Annotated in this window: 19 protein-coding genes; 13 read left to right on the top strand and 6 right to left on the bottom strand. The window is 56.1% G+C overall.

Annotated elements, in window-relative coordinates:
- Positions 1-15: 15 nt before the first annotated feature.
- Positions 16-729 carry a class I SAM-dependent methyltransferase gene (locus H8F22_RS13005; RefSeq protein WP_194940264.1) on the bottom strand — a complete coding sequence of 238 codons (714 nt, stop codon included), beginning with the start codon at positions 727-729 and terminating at the stop codon, positions 16-18.
- 292 nt (positions 730-1,021) lie between these two features.
- Here H8F22_RS13005 and H8F22_RS13000 point away from each other — a divergent pair, with 292 nt between their 5' ends.
- The 4 genes from H8F22_RS13000 to H8F22_RS12985 all read left to right on the top strand — a co-directional run bounded on the left by H8F22_RS13000 (position 1,022) and on the right by H8F22_RS12985 (position 4,831).
- The gene (locus H8F22_RS13000; protein ID WP_059182721.1) at positions 1,022-1,828 is read left to right on the top strand and encodes a lytic transglycosylase domain-containing protein; all 807 of its coding nucleotides are present in this window, start codon (positions 1,022-1,024) and stop codon (positions 1,826-1,828) included.
- Positions 1,829-1,977: 149 nt separating this feature from the next.
- Positions 1,978-2,307, top strand: coding sequence for a DHCW motif cupin fold protein (locus H8F22_RS12995; protein WP_194940263.1), 330 nt, complete (start codon positions 1,978-1,980; stop codon positions 2,305-2,307).
- Positions 2,308-2,614: 307 nt separating this feature from the next.
- Positions 2,615-3,244 (top strand): TetR/AcrR family transcriptional regulator, encoded by a 630-nt coding sequence (locus H8F22_RS12990; RefSeq protein ID WP_228758763.1) that lies wholly within the window; start codon positions 2,615-2,617, stop codon positions 3,242-3,244.
- Positions 3,245-3,616: 372 nt separating this feature from the next.
- On the top strand, positions 3,617-4,831 hold the full coding sequence (locus H8F22_RS12985) for an MFS transporter (RefSeq protein ID WP_194940262.1): 1,215 nt from the start codon (positions 3,617-3,619) through the stop codon (positions 4,829-4,831).
- Between the two features lie 134 nt (positions 4,832-4,965).
- Here the strand turns inward: H8F22_RS12985 and H8F22_RS12980 are convergent, their stop codons facing one another.
- On the bottom strand, positions 4,966-6,531 hold the full coding sequence (locus H8F22_RS12980) for a methyl-accepting chemotaxis protein (RefSeq protein WP_027924644.1): 1,566 nt from the start codon (positions 6,529-6,531) through the stop codon (positions 4,966-4,968).
- 245 nt (positions 6,532-6,776) lie between these two features.
- Here H8F22_RS12980 and H8F22_RS12975 point away from each other — a divergent pair, with 245 nt between their 5' ends.
- Entirely contained in the window at positions 6,777-7,121 is a 345-nt protein-coding gene (locus H8F22_RS12975) for a cupin domain-containing protein (protein WP_027924643.1), read from the top strand.
- A 24-nt stretch (positions 7,122-7,145) separates the two neighbouring features.
- Here the strand turns inward: H8F22_RS12975 and H8F22_RS12970 are convergent, their stop codons facing one another.
- Positions 7,146-7,448: a DUF4189 domain-containing protein gene (locus H8F22_RS12970; protein WP_194940261.1), complete on the bottom strand. Its 303-nt coding sequence runs from the start codon at positions 7,446-7,448 to the stop codon at positions 7,146-7,148.
- Between the two features lie 352 nt (positions 7,449-7,800).
- Between H8F22_RS12970 and H8F22_RS12965 the strand changes: the two genes are divergently transcribed.
- Complete coding sequence (locus tag H8F22_RS12965) at positions 7,801-8,673, top strand: DNA/RNA non-specific endonuclease (protein WP_059182729.1); 873 nt, start codon at positions 7,801-7,803, stop codon at positions 8,671-8,673.
- A gap of 23 nt (positions 8,674-8,696) precedes the next feature.
- Here the strand turns inward: H8F22_RS12965 and H8F22_RS12960 are convergent, their stop codons facing one another.
- Entirely contained in the window at positions 8,697-8,933 is a 237-nt protein-coding gene (locus H8F22_RS12960; protein WP_027924631.1) for a hypothetical protein, read from the bottom strand.
- Between the two features lie 205 nt (positions 8,934-9,138).
- Between H8F22_RS12960 and H8F22_RS12955 the strand changes: the two genes are divergently transcribed.
- Positions 9,139-9,480: a YajG family lipoprotein gene (locus H8F22_RS12955; protein ID WP_027924630.1), complete on the top strand. Its 342-nt coding sequence runs from the start codon at positions 9,139-9,141 to the stop codon at positions 9,478-9,480.
- 200 nt (positions 9,481-9,680) lie between these two features.
- Positions 9,681-10,073 (top strand): GFA family protein, encoded by a 393-nt coding sequence (locus tag H8F22_RS12950; protein ID WP_194940260.1) that lies wholly within the window; start codon positions 9,681-9,683, stop codon positions 10,071-10,073.
- A gap of 143 nt (positions 10,074-10,216) precedes the next feature.
- Here the strand turns inward: H8F22_RS12950 and H8F22_RS12945 are convergent, their stop codons facing one another.
- The gene (locus H8F22_RS12945; RefSeq protein ID WP_194940259.1) at positions 10,217-10,678 is read right to left on the bottom strand and encodes a GyrI-like domain-containing protein; all 462 of its coding nucleotides are present in this window, start codon (positions 10,676-10,678) and stop codon (positions 10,217-10,219) included.
- 68 nt (positions 10,679-10,746) lie between these two features.
- Positions 10,747-11,199, bottom strand: a complete 453-nt coding sequence (locus H8F22_RS12940; protein ID WP_059182732.1) for a hypothetical protein — start codon at positions 11,197-11,199, stop codon at positions 10,747-10,749.
- 154 nt (positions 11,200-11,353) lie between these two features.
- On the opposite strand from H8F22_RS12940, the gene H8F22_RS12935 reads away from it, so the two are divergent.
- The 5 genes from H8F22_RS12935 (at position 11,354) to H8F22_RS12915 (ending at position 16,957) form a co-directional block, all read left to right on the top strand.
- Positions 11,354-11,797, top strand: a complete 444-nt coding sequence (locus H8F22_RS12935) for an anti-virulence regulator CigR family protein (protein WP_194940258.1) — start codon at positions 11,354-11,356, stop codon at positions 11,795-11,797.
- A gap of 115 nt (positions 11,798-11,912) precedes the next feature.
- A complete protein-coding gene (locus tag H8F22_RS32895; RefSeq protein ID WP_267463976.1) occupies positions 11,913-12,437 on the top strand; it encodes a hypothetical protein in 525 nt (174 codons plus the stop codon).
- 265 nt (positions 12,438-12,702) lie between these two features.
- Complete coding sequence (locus tag H8F22_RS12925) at positions 12,703-15,288, top strand: bifunctional diguanylate cyclase/phosphodiesterase (protein WP_194940257.1); 2,586 nt, start codon at positions 12,703-12,705, stop codon at positions 15,286-15,288.
- 352 nt (positions 15,289-15,640) lie between these two features.
- Positions 15,641-16,567: a Gfo/Idh/MocA family protein gene (locus tag H8F22_RS12920; protein ID WP_194940256.1), complete on the top strand. Its 927-nt coding sequence runs from the start codon at positions 15,641-15,643 to the stop codon at positions 16,565-16,567.
- Positions 16,568-16,681: 114 nt separating this feature from the next.
- On the top strand, positions 16,682-16,957 hold the full coding sequence (locus H8F22_RS12915) for a metal/formaldehyde-sensitive transcriptional repressor (protein ID WP_027924623.1): 276 nt from the start codon (positions 16,682-16,684) through the stop codon (positions 16,955-16,957).
- Positions 16,958-16,960 lie beyond the last annotated feature (3 nt).

Genomic DNA, 16,960 nt, shown 5'->3' with positions numbered 1-16,960 from the left:
ATGTCAGATCGCCGTTCAGACTGTTTTACACGTTAACCAGGCACCCCAAAACAGGCTGCTGAAAAAACGGGTAGCGTCCCCAAAACCCGCATCATGCAAAAGCTTCTGAACAGCCGCCTCAGAATGTGGAGGGTCAGCGCCTTGAAGAATTTTCCCAAGTTTGACTTTCACTTCATCCGGACTGGCTCCGTGCTGCCGCCAACGTTGCCCCCAGGCTGCCAGGAGTAACGGCTGGCTGGCGTAGGCATAGTGATTGCCGGCGACAATCAGTGGAGCCCCCGGTTTCAGACAAGCCCGAATGGACCGTAAAATTTCTCCCTTGGCATCATCCCCATCGAGATGGTGGAGTACACCGATCAAAGTGGCTGCGTCGTAGGACTCATCTGCGGCCAAGTCTTCAACGTGCCCGAGATGCACGTCCGTTCTTTCAAGCACGTTGTTTACGGCTAACTGCTGTTTCGCGGTTTCCAGCATCGGCTCAGACGGATCAACGGCGGTGAAGCGCCAGACTGGCTCAAGCCTGGCCATCGCGATGATCTCCTGCGCCGTACCGCCAGCGCCAACGACCAGTATTTTTGCCGAGTCCCTATTTCCAAGGCTTGCCGCGAGCATGCACGCCACCAAGTCCTGACAGGCGTCATAACCTGCCAGTGCGATACGGCTCTGTCGTCCGTACTCATTGGCCCGAGTGTTATCAAACTTTTCAGCGGGGTTAAGTGGTGATTTCAAGGCGGTTCTCCATGTCCTTGGAATCAACTTAGGTCATAAGCGGCGATAATAAAAATTCATTAATTTTATGCATTGCATTCCCGGCAGGAATGCCAAAGCACTCAGCTTTCGTCCATGCAACAGTTGGGAAGGCGCGTCGTGCGAGCAATCAAGTCTGGGCCTCGCCTTGGAGCGCTGGCAGCCCGTACGTCAATGCAAGTTCCTTGACCGGTTACAAGGGGTATAACTATCAGAACAAAGGCGATCACCAGTACAGGCCTCCAAAGGCTGCGCCCGGGCACGGAGCGATGTGATGAGTTCCAGAGCATGGCGATGGGCTCGCAAGAGCCTTCTTGGCTGCATCGAGCTGGCCTTGCTGGCCGCTCCACTGTGCGCGAGCGCCACGTTCAAGTGCCAAGCCAGTGACGGAGCCATCAGCTACACCAGCCAAGCCAGTTCCAACGCCCGCTGCACTCGCCTGAATGGCACGGCGGGCGCCGGTGTCGGCACTAAGACAATTGACCCGCCCCAGCTTGCGCAGGACGACGATTCAGGCGCGGTGCGGGTTCGGGTGTTCACCTTCAAGCACAAGGGTATTCGTCAATATGTGAGCCGACGTCCCGTCGGCATCTCCGCACGGGTCGATGTCCTTGAGCTCTATGTCATCAAGGGCTGCTATCTGTGCAGGGTGCCGAAGGATTTCAAGGTCGCCTCACTGCGCCTGGACACTGATTCCTATCGGCGGGAGATCGAAGCCGCTGCGGGTCATTACGGTGTCGACAGGGCGCTGGTCCGCGCAGTGATTCATGCCGAATCGGCGTTTCGCCCCAACGCCATTTCCGAGGCTGGCGCCCAAGGGCTGATGCAGTTGATGCCCGCCACCGCCGAGCGCTTCGCCGTGGACAATCCGTTCGACGCACGACAAAACATCCGTGGCGGCGTGCGCTACCTGGCCTGGTTGCTCAAGCGCTTCAACGGAAACCAGGTGCTGGCGTTGGCAGGCTATAACGCTGGCGAAGCGTCCGTGGTCGAGTACAACGGGGTGCCTCCCTACGCCGAGACGCAATCCTACGTCACCCTCGTGCAGTCGTTGACCGAACGCTATCGCAACCATCGCTAGTACGGTAAGCCAGAAACAACAGTGAGGTGGCTCGCTAGCCTGTTGCGGGTTTGCAGCGCCTGTATCCCCTAAATCCGGGCTATCTGTGTCTATCGGCACCATCGCCAGATTGTTACGGTCCGCATCTATTGTAATTCGATGAGGCAACCATGGATCTCACTGCCATTCCTTTCGGTACCACCGATTGGTCAACGATAGAGCCGGTGGCGCATGCCGGTCAGACAGGCACTGCCTATTGGCGGACCTGCCAGTTTGGTTCAGCGCGTGTGCGGATGGTCGAGTACAGCCCTGGGTATCTGGCCGATCACTGGTGCTCGAGGGGGCACATCCTTTTGTGCCTGGAGGGGCAGTTGCATACAGAGCTGGAAGATGGTCGTCAGTTCACACTGACGCCGGGCATGAGTTATCAGGTGGGTAATAATGCTGAGGGACATCGGTCGTTCACCACCACCGGGGCGAAGTTGTTTATTGTGGATTAGTAGTGGGGGGCGAACCTGCGTAATGCCCCCACCCGATCTCCTTTTGACCAATACGGCTCCAATCATCAGCGTTGAATTATACGTTTGCGGATGGTTGCATCTGGCCGATTGAATCCACAGGTGGATTGCTGCAGCACGATTTCAAACTTTGTTGCAAGAGCTTTCGAAGTAAGCCCGGGGATGGAGCCGATTTTCGGCAATTACAGGATTTTTTGTGTGCTGAAGATCATTTTTTAGTATTGCCCTGTTTACGGTAAAGGCCAAGAGACCCGTTTCAGAGCGCTCAATCGTGTGTTGACTATCGGGCATGGACGCTTTAGATTGTTTGGAACGATCATTCCAGAGCGCACACCCTATGAGACCCAAGGAGTTTGACTCAGATGCCATAGCCGAAGCGGCTATGCATGTTTTCTGGTTGCGAGGGTATAGCGGAGCAAGTATTCAACATCTTGTAGACGGAACGGGGTTAGGACGCGGAAGTCTCTATAACGCGTTCGGCAGCAAACGAGGTCTCTATGAATTTGCTCTTCGCCGTTATTACCAACTCACTGCGCCAAATATCTCGATTTTATCAGAGGAAGGTTTGGTGCGAGATATTGTGCGCAAACTGCTGATGAAAATTGTTTCGGAAGAACTCAACGATAAAGAGAGTCTGGGGTGCATGGTCGCCAATGCCTCGTTAGAGTTGGCAAGGCATGATCAGGAAATAGCAAGTTTGGTCGCCCAAAATTTTTCGCGCATGGAGCGGGCCCTTAAGGGGCTGATAAAGCGAGGCCAGGAGAGCGGCGAAATATCCGTAGAAAAAAATCCCGGCGCACTCGCGAGATTCTTTGTCAGCACAATTCAGGGTATCAGGGTGCTTGGCAAAGGAAGTGCACAAGAAGAGCGTGCGGAAAGGCTGGGAGACATTGTTGACGTCGCAATAAGTGCTCTTTGAGGCCCTTTTTTTTAGAATAACCAAGCTCAGTTAAATTTTTTTGCCTAGTATTGTACTGATCATTCCAGAAGTCTGGCTGTTTTAGATGATCGTGTTAATGCGATGTAAAACCTGCGCTGAACACCATCAGTACGAACGCGTCTTGGCTGTAATGATTGATAAAACAAGGCAAGTTAACGTGGATCTATCGCGTTTGAGGTGACGCGGTACCCGAGCCTTGAGTTAGTGCTGTTGAAAGTATCGTAAAAATATCAATAGCATTCGAGCCTGTTGACCCCCTTTGGATGGCACGCGGACGTTTATGAATACGAGATTCTCCAGCGTGCGCATCTACTTTGCAAAGTCCCAAAATATTAAAGCGGTGAACGTATTATGACAGCTCAGGACAACAGTTTTTCCAATCAGCCTATTTCCGATATCGGCTATAGCGAACGTATTCCTATTTGGAAGTTACTGGCGTTTACCCTGGCGGGTTTCATTGCCATCATGACTGAAACCATGCCGGCGGGACTGTTGCCACAGATTGGATCAAGCCTTGGCGTTTCAGAGGCTTTCGCCGGTCAGTTGGTAACTCTCTATGCGTTGGGTTCGGTTTTAGCCGCGATTCCTATCGTTGCAGCCACACGCAGTTGGCGGAGGAGACCTCTGTTTCTTCTGGCTATTCTTGGTTTGCTGGTATTCAACTCAATTACCGCGCTTTCTTCTAATTTCGTAGTGATACTTGTCTCGCGTTTTATTGCAGGTATGGCGGCGGGTCTTATTTGGGGGCTGCTGGCTGGCTACGCCAGACGCATGGTCCCTAACCATCTTCAAGGACGCGCCTTGGCAATTGTCGGGGTTGGCCAACCCATCGCTCTGTCTATTGGTGTTCCATTGGGCACCTGGCTGGGCGGTCTTTCGGATTGGAGAGGCGTATTTTGGATAATGTCGGGGCTTTCATTTGCACTGTTGATTTGGGTCCGATCCTGTATTCCTGATTACCCCGGTCAATCGTCTTCAAAGCGTCAATCCATTCGCGAAATTTTCCTTACCCCGGGTATCCGGTCAGTCCTCTTTGTGATCTTTGCCTGGATCTTGGCTCACAACATCCTCTACACCTATATCGCACCTTATCTGGCGTCAGTGGGACTTGCCGAATATGTGGATGTTGTGTTGTTTTTGTTTGGTGCCTCTTCCGTCCTCGGAATCTGGATAACGGGGGTGTTTGTAGATCGCTCTCTCAGGATGCTGACGATTCTCAGCCTCGCTCTGTTTGCCGCGGCTGCATTAATCATTGGCTTCGCCAATGGCAGCTCAATGGTTACGCTGGCTGGTATTGCCTTGTGGGGGCTGACCTTCGGTGGGGCGCCAACGCTGTTGCAGACAGCCATCGCGGATAACGCGGGTGAAGGGACAGATGTCGCGCAGTCAATGTTGGTAACCGTATTCAATCTTGCTGTCGCCGGCGGTGGGCTGCTGGGGGGAGTGTTACTTCAATACGCCGGTCCTGGCTCTTTCCCATGGACGCTATTGGTTCTTGCAGTTTTGAGCCTACTGGCCGTGTTGAGTGCGAGACGTCATGGGTTCCAACCGGGTCGTCGATCCTAGATATTTTGGAAGGTCGACGGCGTATTATCTGGCAACGTTGTCCTGCTGATGGGGGACTCCTGTTTACGGAAGTGCTGCCCGTGATGACCGCAGGGTGCTGATTCAGCACCCTGTAGGTCAACCGTCACTAATACCTATCGGTTAAAACGCTCTGCCAATCCGTGCAGATACTCAGCCATTCCCTCCAGATCCCGACTGATCGCAGCACCTTGCTTGGCCTGCCCGGCACTGTGATCGCACAGCTGAGCGATCCGCGTAATCTGCTGATTGATGTCTTCAGTCACGTGACTTTGTTCTTCCGATGCCGACGCCATCTGCTGGCTCATGCCGGTGATTCGGCTGACGGCTTCACTGATGCCGACCAGCGCCGACTGTACCGCCTCGACACGCTGCATGCTGTCGCGGGAAATCTGCTCACCCCGGCTGGCCGTTGAGACGGCGCGATCGGCGCCCATGTTCAGTGACGCGATGATGCCGTGGATCTGCTCGGTGGAGGTGCGGGTGCGTTGTGCCAGGGAGCGCACCTCGTCGGCCACCACGGCAAAGCCGCGCCCTTGTTCACCTGCCCGGGCCGCCTCGATCGCCGCATTCAGCGCCAGCAGGTTGGTCTGTTCGGCGATGGACGTAATGACGTCCACGACACTGCCGATGGCTTGCGTCTCGATCGCCAATGCGTTGACCGCCTGGCCGATTTCGTTGACGGCATCGTTCATGGCCTGCATGGCGCTCAGGCTTTGCACGGCCAGCTCACTGCCTTCGCGAGTCAACTGGTCGGCTTCGGACGCGGCATGCGCGGTGTTCATGACGTTTTGCGTCACTTCCTGGTTCGTTGCCGCCATCTGCGAAATGGCGGCGGCGGACTGATCCGTTTCACTGCGCTGGCGATCCAGTGACTGCGCTTGCGCACCCGAGAGTTCGGAGGACTGTGCGGCCTTGGCCTTCACATTGATCCCGGCATCGACCAGTCGGGACAGGGCTGTCTGCAAGCGTGCTTCCTCACTGAGCATGGCCATGTCCAGCCGACCCTGGGGGCCGTGGTTGTCGCTGAAGGTGAGCGCGACCAACGGATCGGAAAAGGCTTTCGGATGCTCGGCCAGGGTGCGCTCGATGGCTCGGCGATGTCGGGACTCGATCAAGTACCAGGCGATACCCAGGCTCGCCAACAGAACCCCTTGGGCTGCCACTTTTGGGAGCCACTGATCAGCCAGAAGTGAAACCACACCTGCCATCAATAATGGCCAGCCGTGTTGCATCGGCCGGAAAATCCGTGCACTCAGCGAAACGATCGGCTTGCCGGCCCGCATCCTCGCATAGAGTGCCGAGGACCGGCGGACCTGGTCGCGAGTGGGCACCGAACGAACCGATTCGTAGCCACTCATGCGTCCGTTTTCAAAGATGGGTGTGACGTAGGTACTGACCCAATAGAAATCACCATTTTTCGCGCGGTTTTTCACAATCCCCATCCAGGGTTTGCCTTGCTTGATGGTGTGCCACATATGAATGAAGACCCCGGGCGGCATATCAGGGTGTCGGACCAGGTTATGCGGCTGGCCGATCAATTCGTCATGGGTGAAACCGCTGATGGCCACAAACGCTTCATTGCAGTAAGTGATTCGGCTATCAAGGTCGGTTGTGGAGATCAACCGTTGTTCGGCGGGGAAGAGTCTTTCATGCTCGGTTACGGGCAAATTCACACGCATAAAACGCGATCCTTCTTCGGATTATTATTATGTTTTGGAGGTGCGAAAGAGGCGCAGCGCCACTACGGTTAGTGACGTGTTTTACGCGTATTTTTTTGTGGCCGACCATTCATTCGACGACACCTTCTTTTCATTTCATGACACGTCTGAACCGCTGATCGATCCTTTGTCGCCTCTCGAGTGCACACACGCTTTAAGGGTGTTTACTAACAGTCAGGCCCGGTCTGTACAGAGAGGAATAGGTGATGAGTAATGAGCAGGCGGCACCCGAGACAAAAGGCGTTGCGGTGCAGTTACTGGCAACGATTGACCTGGGTCCTGAGATCGAGGGCATGGCAGGGCGCCAACTCAGAATGCGCAGGGTGACCATCGAGCCTGGAGGCGTCTTCGGGCCGATTCACAACCATGTAGACCGACCCGGCACCGTCTACATCCTGCAAGGAACGATCACCGATCACCGCAACGGTGTTGCCACGGACTATGGCCCGGGAGTGGGCTGGCCGGAAGACAGGAACACTACACACTGGCTGGAGAACAGAGGAACGGTAACGGCGGTGGAGATCTCGGTCGACATTGTGCGGCAGGGTTAAGCTCTGGTCCGCCGTCTTGGGCCGCTATTGATTTTTGCACTCCGCGACCACCACCTGGCAGGTCTTCGGCGTGCCACCGGAGCGACCGGCATAGCGTATGCAATTGTCCATGGATTTCTTGCGCGCCATGTTCAAGGTGTCGCCCCAGGCCAGACCACCCTCGCCGGTAGTGGGTAGCGCTTTCGCATAGCAATTTGAGCCAAAGCTTGAAAGCGCATAGGGATCCCTATGCACTTTTCTTGAACATCCTGTTGTCAGCGCCAGGCTGAGGACGAGCAAGGGGAGGAGCAGCCATGAGCAGCCTGGGCGCGCTGTTTTTTCGATCATCCTGTTTCCCCTCAATCAAAAGGCTAGAGGCGTATTTGTGATCGTGCTCTACACAGATTAGACGGTGCAGTACCCTCGGTGGGATCGCCGTCGCAGAGCATCTCTTTCCTCGTAGCTCGTCATGAAAAGCGTTTTTCAGGACCGGCTGCTTCCGTTGTGATTAATGTAAACGCTGCTCAGCACTAACGGGCATTGTGAGGGTCAATAAATCCCGCACGACCGTCATCGTTACTTTGATCAAGGACTGTGAAAGCATGCTCACCGCAACATAATCCGCCATCGCCTTCACCAGGTTCCGTGAAACGGGACTCGCCGTACGTTTTTCCATCCATCCAAATTGAAGATCTAACGCATGTACCTACGCAAAATTGCAGTTGGGCTGTCGGCCCTTGTTTTGCTCTCGACCGGGGCGCAAGCCCGCAGCCTGCTGGATCTCCTCAAGCCGCCCACTCAGCATCAGGAACAAGTGTCCCGCTCGGGTTCGATCAGCCAGGGCGCGGCGCTGGACCTTTATTCAAACAAACAGAAACAGGCCTCGTTCGACGGCTGCGCCGATCTGTTTCCGGCAGCCCGGCCGATCAACATCGCCACGGTGCCGGCCACCATGAACCCGTTGGCGTTGTGCTCCGATAACTTCGCGGTGCTGTACTCGCAAACCAGCAAGACGCCATTGGTGGTGGTTGAGCGACTGAATGCCGCCCAGCTACAGGACGCCAAAGGGGAGGAGCGCACCAACCAGTTCTACCCGGATCCACGCATTCCCAAGAGTGGGCGGGCAGAGTTGAGTGACTACCGCAGCCAACACCCGGCTGTGGACCGTGGTCATCAATCCCCGGCCGCCGATGCGCCGAACCCCAATGCCATGGCCCAATCCTTTGCGTTGTCGAACATGGTGCCGCAGGACCCGACCAACAATCGCAAGATCTGGAGCAAGGTCGAGTCGGATGTCAGGAAGTTTGCCAAGCGCGCCGATGGCAACGTCTTTGTCTTTACCGGCCCGATCTTTGATTCGGGCCATAGCACCATTGGCGACAACAAGGTCTGGGTGCCGACGCGCCTGTTCAAGCTGGTTTACGACGCCTCGTCGAAGCGCGCCTGGGCGTACGTGCTGCCCAACGCAGAAACCCGTATCGAGAGGCCGATGGATTACGAGACGTTCGTGAAAACCACGGGGCTCAAGTTGCTGGGTAATTTACCGGTCACAGGTTCCGTCGGGCGCAGTTGATCGAGCCGGTCATTTGTCCAGCGCTAAAGCCACGTATTCACCACCCGCCGATCCAGCTCCTCCCATTCCGCCATGCCCAGCACCCGCGTGGTGTTCAACCCACGCAAATAACCGCGCAACTGATTGGCCGTGGCTCGCGAGAGCTCCGGCTCGGGCGGGTTTTTGCTCATCAGCACGGTTTCGTACTGGACCAGGTACTCGGCCACCCGGTCACGAAAATCCGGCAAAACCGCATCGCGGATCAGGTCAAAGGTTCTCAAGGCGTGATCCTCATCAATCTTTTTGTGGGGGGTGTTTGAGTGTGCATCCATCGGCGTGGCGCGCAACTATTGCTAGACGTAATAGTGACCATTACCAAACACAAGTTCTTCTTTGTCGACAATAGTCGGAAAATCGCCCCCATCGAACACGCGGCTGAAAAAAAACGCGTGATGAACCGAACATTTTGTTTTCAGGAAGAGACCGATGCGTCCTTTATTCGTAGCTGCCACGGCAGTTGCCTCAGTGTTGCTCGCCGGTTGTGCCTCCGCGCCGAACGACCCGACCCTGACCTTGCAGACCCGCAAGACCCCGGCCCAATACGCCGACTGCGTCGTCCCGAAATTGCAGGGCAGTGCGTTGAGCCCGACCGTTTCGCAGACCTCGCGCAGCTACCGGATCGTGGTGCCGAGCAAAGTCTCCACGGACAACGTGCTGGAAGCCTACAAGTCCGGGGACGGCGGCAAGGTGTTCATCTACGAGCGACATCTGCTGGCCTCAAGCTTCTTGCCGTCGAGTTTTGAACGCGCCGCACAGGATTGCATTTGACCTCGGATTGAACGCGTTTTTTACAGAGCTCCTTTGGTTGGCCGCAACCAACCAATTTTCTTGCCCCGCACCGCATTTTCGGTGACGGGGTTTTTTTTTGTCTGAAATTGAACAACCACGTGAGTGAAAGAATGGCGTGCGCCCCGTGCTGCTATCTTCTTAATCACCTTGCGAATGCGTGATTCCAGAGGAGGTACAGCATGGATCGATTCACGGGCGGCTGTCTGTGCGGCAATGTCAGGATTGTGGCCTCGGGCCGTCCTTACCGGGTCGGCCTTTGCCACTGTCTCGATTGCCGCAAGCACCATGGGGCGCTGTTCCACGCCTCGGCGATATTCCCTCAGGAGGCAGTGACGATCGAGGGCGAGACCGGCGATTACGCCGGGCGGTTTTTCTGTCCGCGTTGCGGTTCGTCGGTTTTTGCCCGCTCGGGCGATGAAATCGAAGTGAACCTGGGGTCGTTGGATGCCCCTGACCAACTGAAGCCCACTTACGAAAGCTGGATCGTGCGTCGCGAGTCCTGGTTGCCGGCGTTCCCGCTCACCAGACACTATGAACACGATCGGGAAGGCACGGGGCGCGCGGAGGAGTAGGGTTGAGGCGATAAACGACAAAAAGCCCGCTTCGGCGGGCTCTCTGTTTGGGGTCAAATCCATTTGTCAGTTCAATCTGCGCTCTGTTCTGTAAGCGTTTCGTGAAAAACGTGTTGTCGAAATGAAAAAGTTTTTCGGAACGCCTACGACACGATGCCGATATGAATCTGAACTTCGTCTGGACCGCCATACGATTCAAAGTCCGTGGCATAACAGCGTTGCACCTGTGGATGCGCTTCAAAGTAGGCCCAAATAGTCCCCCAGGCCTGGATAACGGCAGCCGGCATGGCGCCGCGGGCCTCGAAGACCATGTACTTGCCTGCCTGAATCCCGACGTTATCGAAGTCGCGGTTCGGCGTACTGACCGAGACACCCGCCGTCACGTCGTAAGCACCGCTCGCATCAGAATCGTAGTCCGAATACACGCCGACAATCGGCGCCTCGGTCAACCGTTGCGGGATCTTCTCGGCAACATTGTCGGAAAAAAAGCGATTCCACAAACCAGGGATTTTTGCGCGGTCCTGCGTTGATTCATCGCGGTTGTTCGTACGTACGGTCAGACCCGCCACGTGAAAGCTGGACAGGTGTGCGATGTTGGGTTCCATTCCGGGGACACTCACTCTTTATAGAAGAACCCGAATTAAAGCACACCCTGATGCCAGTAAAGAGGTGGCTACTTCGCCGTGCTGCCTTGCTTGATATCCCCGCAGAAAATATCGACATTGCCATCCGTCGATGCCGTTCGCACGACGATGGAATACCCACCCGCCAGCAACACCGACATGGCAACAGGCGCGGTTCTGGATAACGTCCAGCCGCGTATTGGCTGGCGTTCGGTGTTGACCTGATCATTCATGGCGTACGCCACCGCCCCGGGTTTTTCGCAACTGCCTTTATAGATGAAGGTGTAGAGGCGCAGGGGCAGGGTGACGCCGCTTGGCGCACCGCTGATGAAGAAACTGAGTCCGGTTTTATTGTCAAAGCTAGTCAACGTTACATCGCCGATCTGGCCGGCGTTCTGCCGCGTGGCAACTAACGGCACGGTCACACTGGGGTTTGATGATGTGGCGCAACCGAAAAGGGTTGCGCTGACCAGTAGCACTGCCAGTGAATGTTTGAACTTCATGGCCAAACTCCTGCGTCGAAGAACTGCGGGGGTGATTAGCCGGTATAGCTCATTAATGGTATTTCTGATGTTTTGCGCACGAAATTGTGCACACTTGTTGGATTGCAGTACTAAATTTCAGTACAGCGTCCTGCCACGAAGAAGGAACGACACCATGATCAGATCTCGCTTATTGATTTCAGCCGTTACGTGCCTTGCGTTGATCGTCGGCTCAACCACGGCATTAGCCGACCCTGGTAATGGAAAGGGTCAGGGTAACGGCAAGGGAAACCCGCACAACAATCAGGCCCATGGAAACGAAGGCAAGGGCGGCGATTGGGACAACGGCCCAAGCATTGATCGCGGCAGTGTCCTGGGAATTATTGGCGGGTATCCGGGCTACTGGAACTCTGGGCCTGCATTGCCTCCGGGCATTCAAAAGAACCTTGCGCGAGGCAAACCGTTACCACCGGGTATTGCCAAAAAACTGGACGGTCGGTTAGTCGGCAGGCTGCCTCATTACGATGGATATGAATGGCAACAAGCTGGCACGGACTTGATATTGGTCGCACTCGCCACCGGGCTAATTTACGAAGTGCTCAACGGTGCTTTTGATTAGTATTTGAGTCTCGTTTTCAATCGCGCAGTAAAGGCATTCCGTCTATCGTGGGACTTGAACTGACTGGGGTCTGACGCGTCTTAAAACACGTGATATCAACCCTGTGGAAGCAATCATGCTTTTAAAAAACAAGAGTCTCGTTGCTGTATTGTCATGCGCCATGATGCTTGCAGCCGCCCCATTACTGCCTGCTGACCTATCCATCATGAACTCCGCTTATGCGAAGGACGGTGGTGGTGGTGGTGGTGGTGGTGGTGGTGGTGGTGGTGGTGGTGGCGGTGGCGGTAATGGCGGCGGTCACGGAGGTGGCGGTGGTGTTGGCGGTGGCCATGGTGGCGGTACAGCCGGCGGCCACAGCGGATCAGATCACGCCGGCGGCATTAGCAGTAACGGGCGCGGCGACGGGCTCAGCAGTGACCATGCCGGCAAAGCTGTTCGCGATCATGGTGAAAGTGGTAACCACTACGGCAGTGATCGCAATGGTGATCGCGGTCATGGCTCAACGACTTCAGGCATCGCTCACTCCAAAGACACTCGCGGCGTAGCTAAAGCCCGGGCTGTAGCGACTACGACGCCAGGCGATCACAACACCAAAGGGTTGAGCAAAGTCGGGACGTCGGTATCGCCCAAGCTGCATTGATCTGCCGTACCTCGGACTCGGCGCCTGTTTAAATCCGTTCTTCAGGCGCCGCACTCGGCAACCATTAATACCCCTCAGCGTTATCGCTGATCACCCATATCCAGCATAAATTTCTGACGTGTTCCGAGTAGTGGACAGATTCCTCGTCTACCCTCTGCGAGAGCATTGTGAACGGCCACGCGCAAAATCAGGTTATTCATTAGTTCGCTAATTCAGCCGATAACGTGGCGTACACCCCTCTTGCATCAACGACCAGCGGGAATTTATGCCGAATAGCCTCGCCTCTATCGTCCACTCCCTCTCTCATCGTTCAAGCGTGTCGCTGGCACGGACTTCACTGTTCAAGTTTGTCGGTCTGTTAGCCGGTGTGTTTTTACTGGCCAGCTTTTCACTGGTTTATCTTGCAAACGATTTAGACCGGACAGAGGAAGTCGAAAGTGCGTTTTACACAAAGAAGGCGGTGCAGTCGCTGGAAAAGTCGCTGCGCTCAGTCGTCAAGGACTACGCATTTTGGGGTGATGCCTACAAGCACTTGCATGCTCAAGTAGACCCGGATTGGGCCTATGTACGGCAAAACGCCGGGCCAACGCTTTACACCGACTTTGGATTTCAGGGGCTGTTTGTCGTCAACGACGTCAATCGCACGGTTTACTCGGTGATCAAGGGCGAACTGAAATCCGTTGCCGCGTCAGAGTGGCTGGGGGAAGCCATTGCGCCGATGCTGGAAAAGGCACGTGCAGGCGCGGATTCAGAAACACCGACAACCGCCTTTATCAATATTGGAGGCGAACCCGCGCTGGTCGCGGCAGCCGCTATTACACCGGGAACCGACCCGACCGTGGTGTCTGATGCCCGGCTACCGTCGGTGTTGATTTTCGTCGACATTCTCGACAGCGCCAAGCTTGAGCTATTAGGTAATGATTTCGGGGTCGAGGGCCTGCATGTCGCCACGGCTGATGATCTTGACGCGACGTCTTTCTTTCCACTGGGAGAGAACGGTGCTGCCGGCAATCTGTCTTGGAGTCCGTCCAGCCCAGGTCTGCGGTTACTGGGAGTAGGGCTGCCATTGATCGCCATTGCCGCGTTGTTGGTGTGCCTGATGATCTGGGTTATTTTGCGGCGCACCACCGCCAGTGCAGTGGCGCTGGACGCCAGCTACACCTCGCTTCAGACCAGTCAGGACGCCCTGGGCATCAGCGAAGCGCGCTTTCGCGACGTCGTTGAAGCCATCTCGGACTGGGTATGGGAAATAGGGGATGGTGGGCGTTTTACCTATTTGTCCGATCGATTTGAAAATGTCACCGGGCTCTCCCGGGACGCCTGGATCGGTGCGTCGATCAATGATCTGCTGGCCACCGAATTAGGTTTGCTGACCCAATGGTTGAGCATTCCGAACCGTCGTCCGGACATCAGCATCCAGTGCCGCTATATCGATGCCAAGGGGCGAGAGCGCATCACGCGTATCTCGGCCCGGGACATGACGGGCGCAGGGTTCCGGGGCACCGCAACGGATGTGACGGACGAAGTCGAAGCCCGTCGGCGCATCGAATTCCTTTCCCAGCATGATGCCCTCACCGGGCTCCCCAATCGGACCCGTCTTCAGGAGTTTCTTGACGGTAAACTCAAGGCAATGCCGACGGTGGAACAACCGCTGGTCATGCTCTGCCTGGACCTGGATCGCTTCAAACCGGTCAATGACTTGCTCGGGCATGCCGCCGGTGACCGCGTGCTCAATGAAGTGTCGAGTCGCCTGGCGGACTGCGTGCGCCACGGCGACCTTGTCGCCCGGGTCGGGGGGGATGAGTTTGTACTGATCCTCAGTGACGTGAGTTCCCAGGAAGAAGTCGAGACCCTGTGTCATCGCCTGATCGAGTCCGTTGAGCGGCCCATAGAGATTGATCAGCAGGAAGTGTTTGTCAGCGCCAGTATCGGCATCGCGATGGCGCCCAATGATGCGTGCGAAGCGACCGAGTTGCTGCGCTATGCGGACATTGCGTTGTACGAGGCAAAGTCGGGCGGCCGTAACACCTGGCGCTTTTATGCAGGCGATATGAACGCCAGAATCATTGAGCGCCGTCGTCTGGAAAACGACCTGCGTTTCGCCATCAAGCACGGTGAGCTGCGCCTGCATTTTCAGCCACGCTATCGTATCTCGGACGGTCAGATGGTCGGTGCCGAAGCGCTGGTCCGGTGGCAGCATCCCGAGCGCGGATTAATCCCCCCCGATACGTTTATCCCTATTGCCGAGGAGTCCGGGCTGATCCTTTTCCTGAGCAACTGGGTGATCCAGACCGCATGCCGTTGCGCCGCAAAATGGCCGGAGAATTTGTTCGTCTCCGTCAACCTGTCATCGACCGAGTTCAAGCGCGGCAATCTGGTCGAGCGCATTCAGAAAACACTGCACGACACCGGAATCGACCCTGCCCGGGTCGAGCTGGAAATTACCGAAAGCGTGATGCTCGAAGATGCCACGGGTGCACTTGAGATAATGCGCACACTCAAACGCCTTGGCGTGCGGATCTCTATGGATGACTTTGGAACCGGATATTCATCGTTGAGTTACCTGCGCGCGTTTCCATTCGATGGCCTGAAAATAGACCGCAGTTTCTTGAACAGGCTGGATGAAAGCGAGGATGACCGGGCCATTATCCAGGCGATCGTGGGCTTGGGGCGCGCGTTGGCGCTCACGGTGACGGCCGAGGGCATTGAAAGTGCAGAGCAGATGAGCTTGTTGAAAGCGGTGGCGTGCGATGAAGGCCAAGGCTATTTCCTGAGCCGGCCACTTGATGTGAATACGTTTAATGCGTTGGTCGGCGTCAAAGGCAGTGCAGTCAGCGCCAGCAACGTTTAAAGGTTGGGAAATACAGTCCAAAAACGCGCCATACGGACCGATCGCGCGCGGATTTTCATTGGTGGCCAATCCGTCATATTCAGTATTCCTTCAATACAGAGAGTGGGCAGCCCAATGCTTATGAATAAGGCTGCACCGTGTTTCAACGTCTTTTGTGTTCGCTGTCCGTTTTGAGCCTGTCTATCGCCGCTGCCCAGGCTGCCGAGACCAGCACCTTGGCAGGCGGGGATGAAAGGATTGTGAAGGTGTGGGCGGAGCGGGCATCAGCATGTCGTCAATGACTTCCACGCCATACAAACGTAATCTTGCCGGCTCGCGTTCCATGACAAGACAAAAAAAACAGGAGTCATTGATGCAACCGATTCGTCTCGGCCTGGTGGGCTACGGCAAGATTGCCCAGGATCAACACGTTCCCGCTATTAACGCCAACCCCGCGTTCCAGTTGGTGTCTGTCGCCACCCAAGGGCAACCCTGCGCCGGGGTAGAGAATTTTCAGTCCTTGAGCGAGCTGCTCGAAAGTGGCCCGCACGTCGATGCGATTGCGTTTTGCACACCGCCGCAAGGTCGATTCGCACTGGTGCAACACGCGTTGGCCGCTGGCAAACACGTGCTGGTAGAAAAACCGCCATGTGCCACGTTGGGTGAAGCGATGGCGTTGGTGAATCAGGCCGCAGAGCAAGGTGTCAGCGGCTTGTTCGCCTGGCATTCACGCTACGCGCCGGGCATCGAAGCCGCCCGTGACTGGCTGGCCACCCGCACCCTGCAAAGCGTTCAGATCGACTGGAAGGAAGACGTGCGCAAGTGGCACCCCGGCCAGGCCTGGATCTGGCAGCCCGGTGGCCTGGGTGTATTCGATCCCGGCATCAATGCCTTGTCGATCATCACCCATCTGCTGGCGCTGCCGCTGTTTGTCGAGTCAGCCGAACTGCGCGTCCCCGACAACTGCCAATCGCCGATTGCCGCGTCGATCAAAATGTCTGATGCACGGCACCTCGATGTCCGCGCGGAATTCGATTTCGACCACGGTCACGACGAACTCTGGAGCATCGAGATCCGCTGCGCCGAAGGCGTGCTGCGACTGGACAATGGTGGTGCTCTGTTGAGCATTGACGGCGTGCGCCAGGCCGTATCGGAGGAGGGCGAATACGCGGCGGTTTATCGGCATTTCCAGCAGCTGATTGGCGACAACGCCAGCGACCTGGACCTCCAGCCGCTGCGATTGGTGGCCGATAGTTTTTTTGTCGGCAGTCGGGTGTCGGTTGAGCCGTTCTACGACTAGCGACCGCTGCTCCCCCGTTTCTTTCTACCTGACATGACTGCCTGCACTTGGGGGATTGCTTATCTCCCAACGGCAGGTCATCATGCTCGCCTGTATAGGTAGGGGGGGTATGGTATGTCGCACACTCATGAGCAAAAAGACGACCTATTAAAACGGGTAAGACGCATTGCCGGGCAGGTTCAGGCGATAGAGCGCGCGCTGGAATCAGAGGCCGATTGCGCCAAGACCCTGCACCTCGCCGCGGCCACTCGCGGCGCCATGAACGGTTTGATGGATGAAATCATCGAGGCTCACGCTCACGCCCACGTCGCCAACCCGGCGTTGAGCGATGAGGAGCGGGCCAAAGGTGTCGATGAACTGCTCGAAGCCATCCGCCGCTACTCCAAATAGGTC

The sequence above is a fragment of the Pseudomonas mucoides genome, assembly GCF_015461845.1.
GTDB lineage: Bacteria > Pseudomonadota > Gammaproteobacteria > Pseudomonadales > Pseudomonadaceae > Aquipseudomonas > Aquipseudomonas mucoides.
Note: the sequence above shows the minus strand (reverse complement) of the source record. Positions and strands in the feature narration are given on the sequence as shown.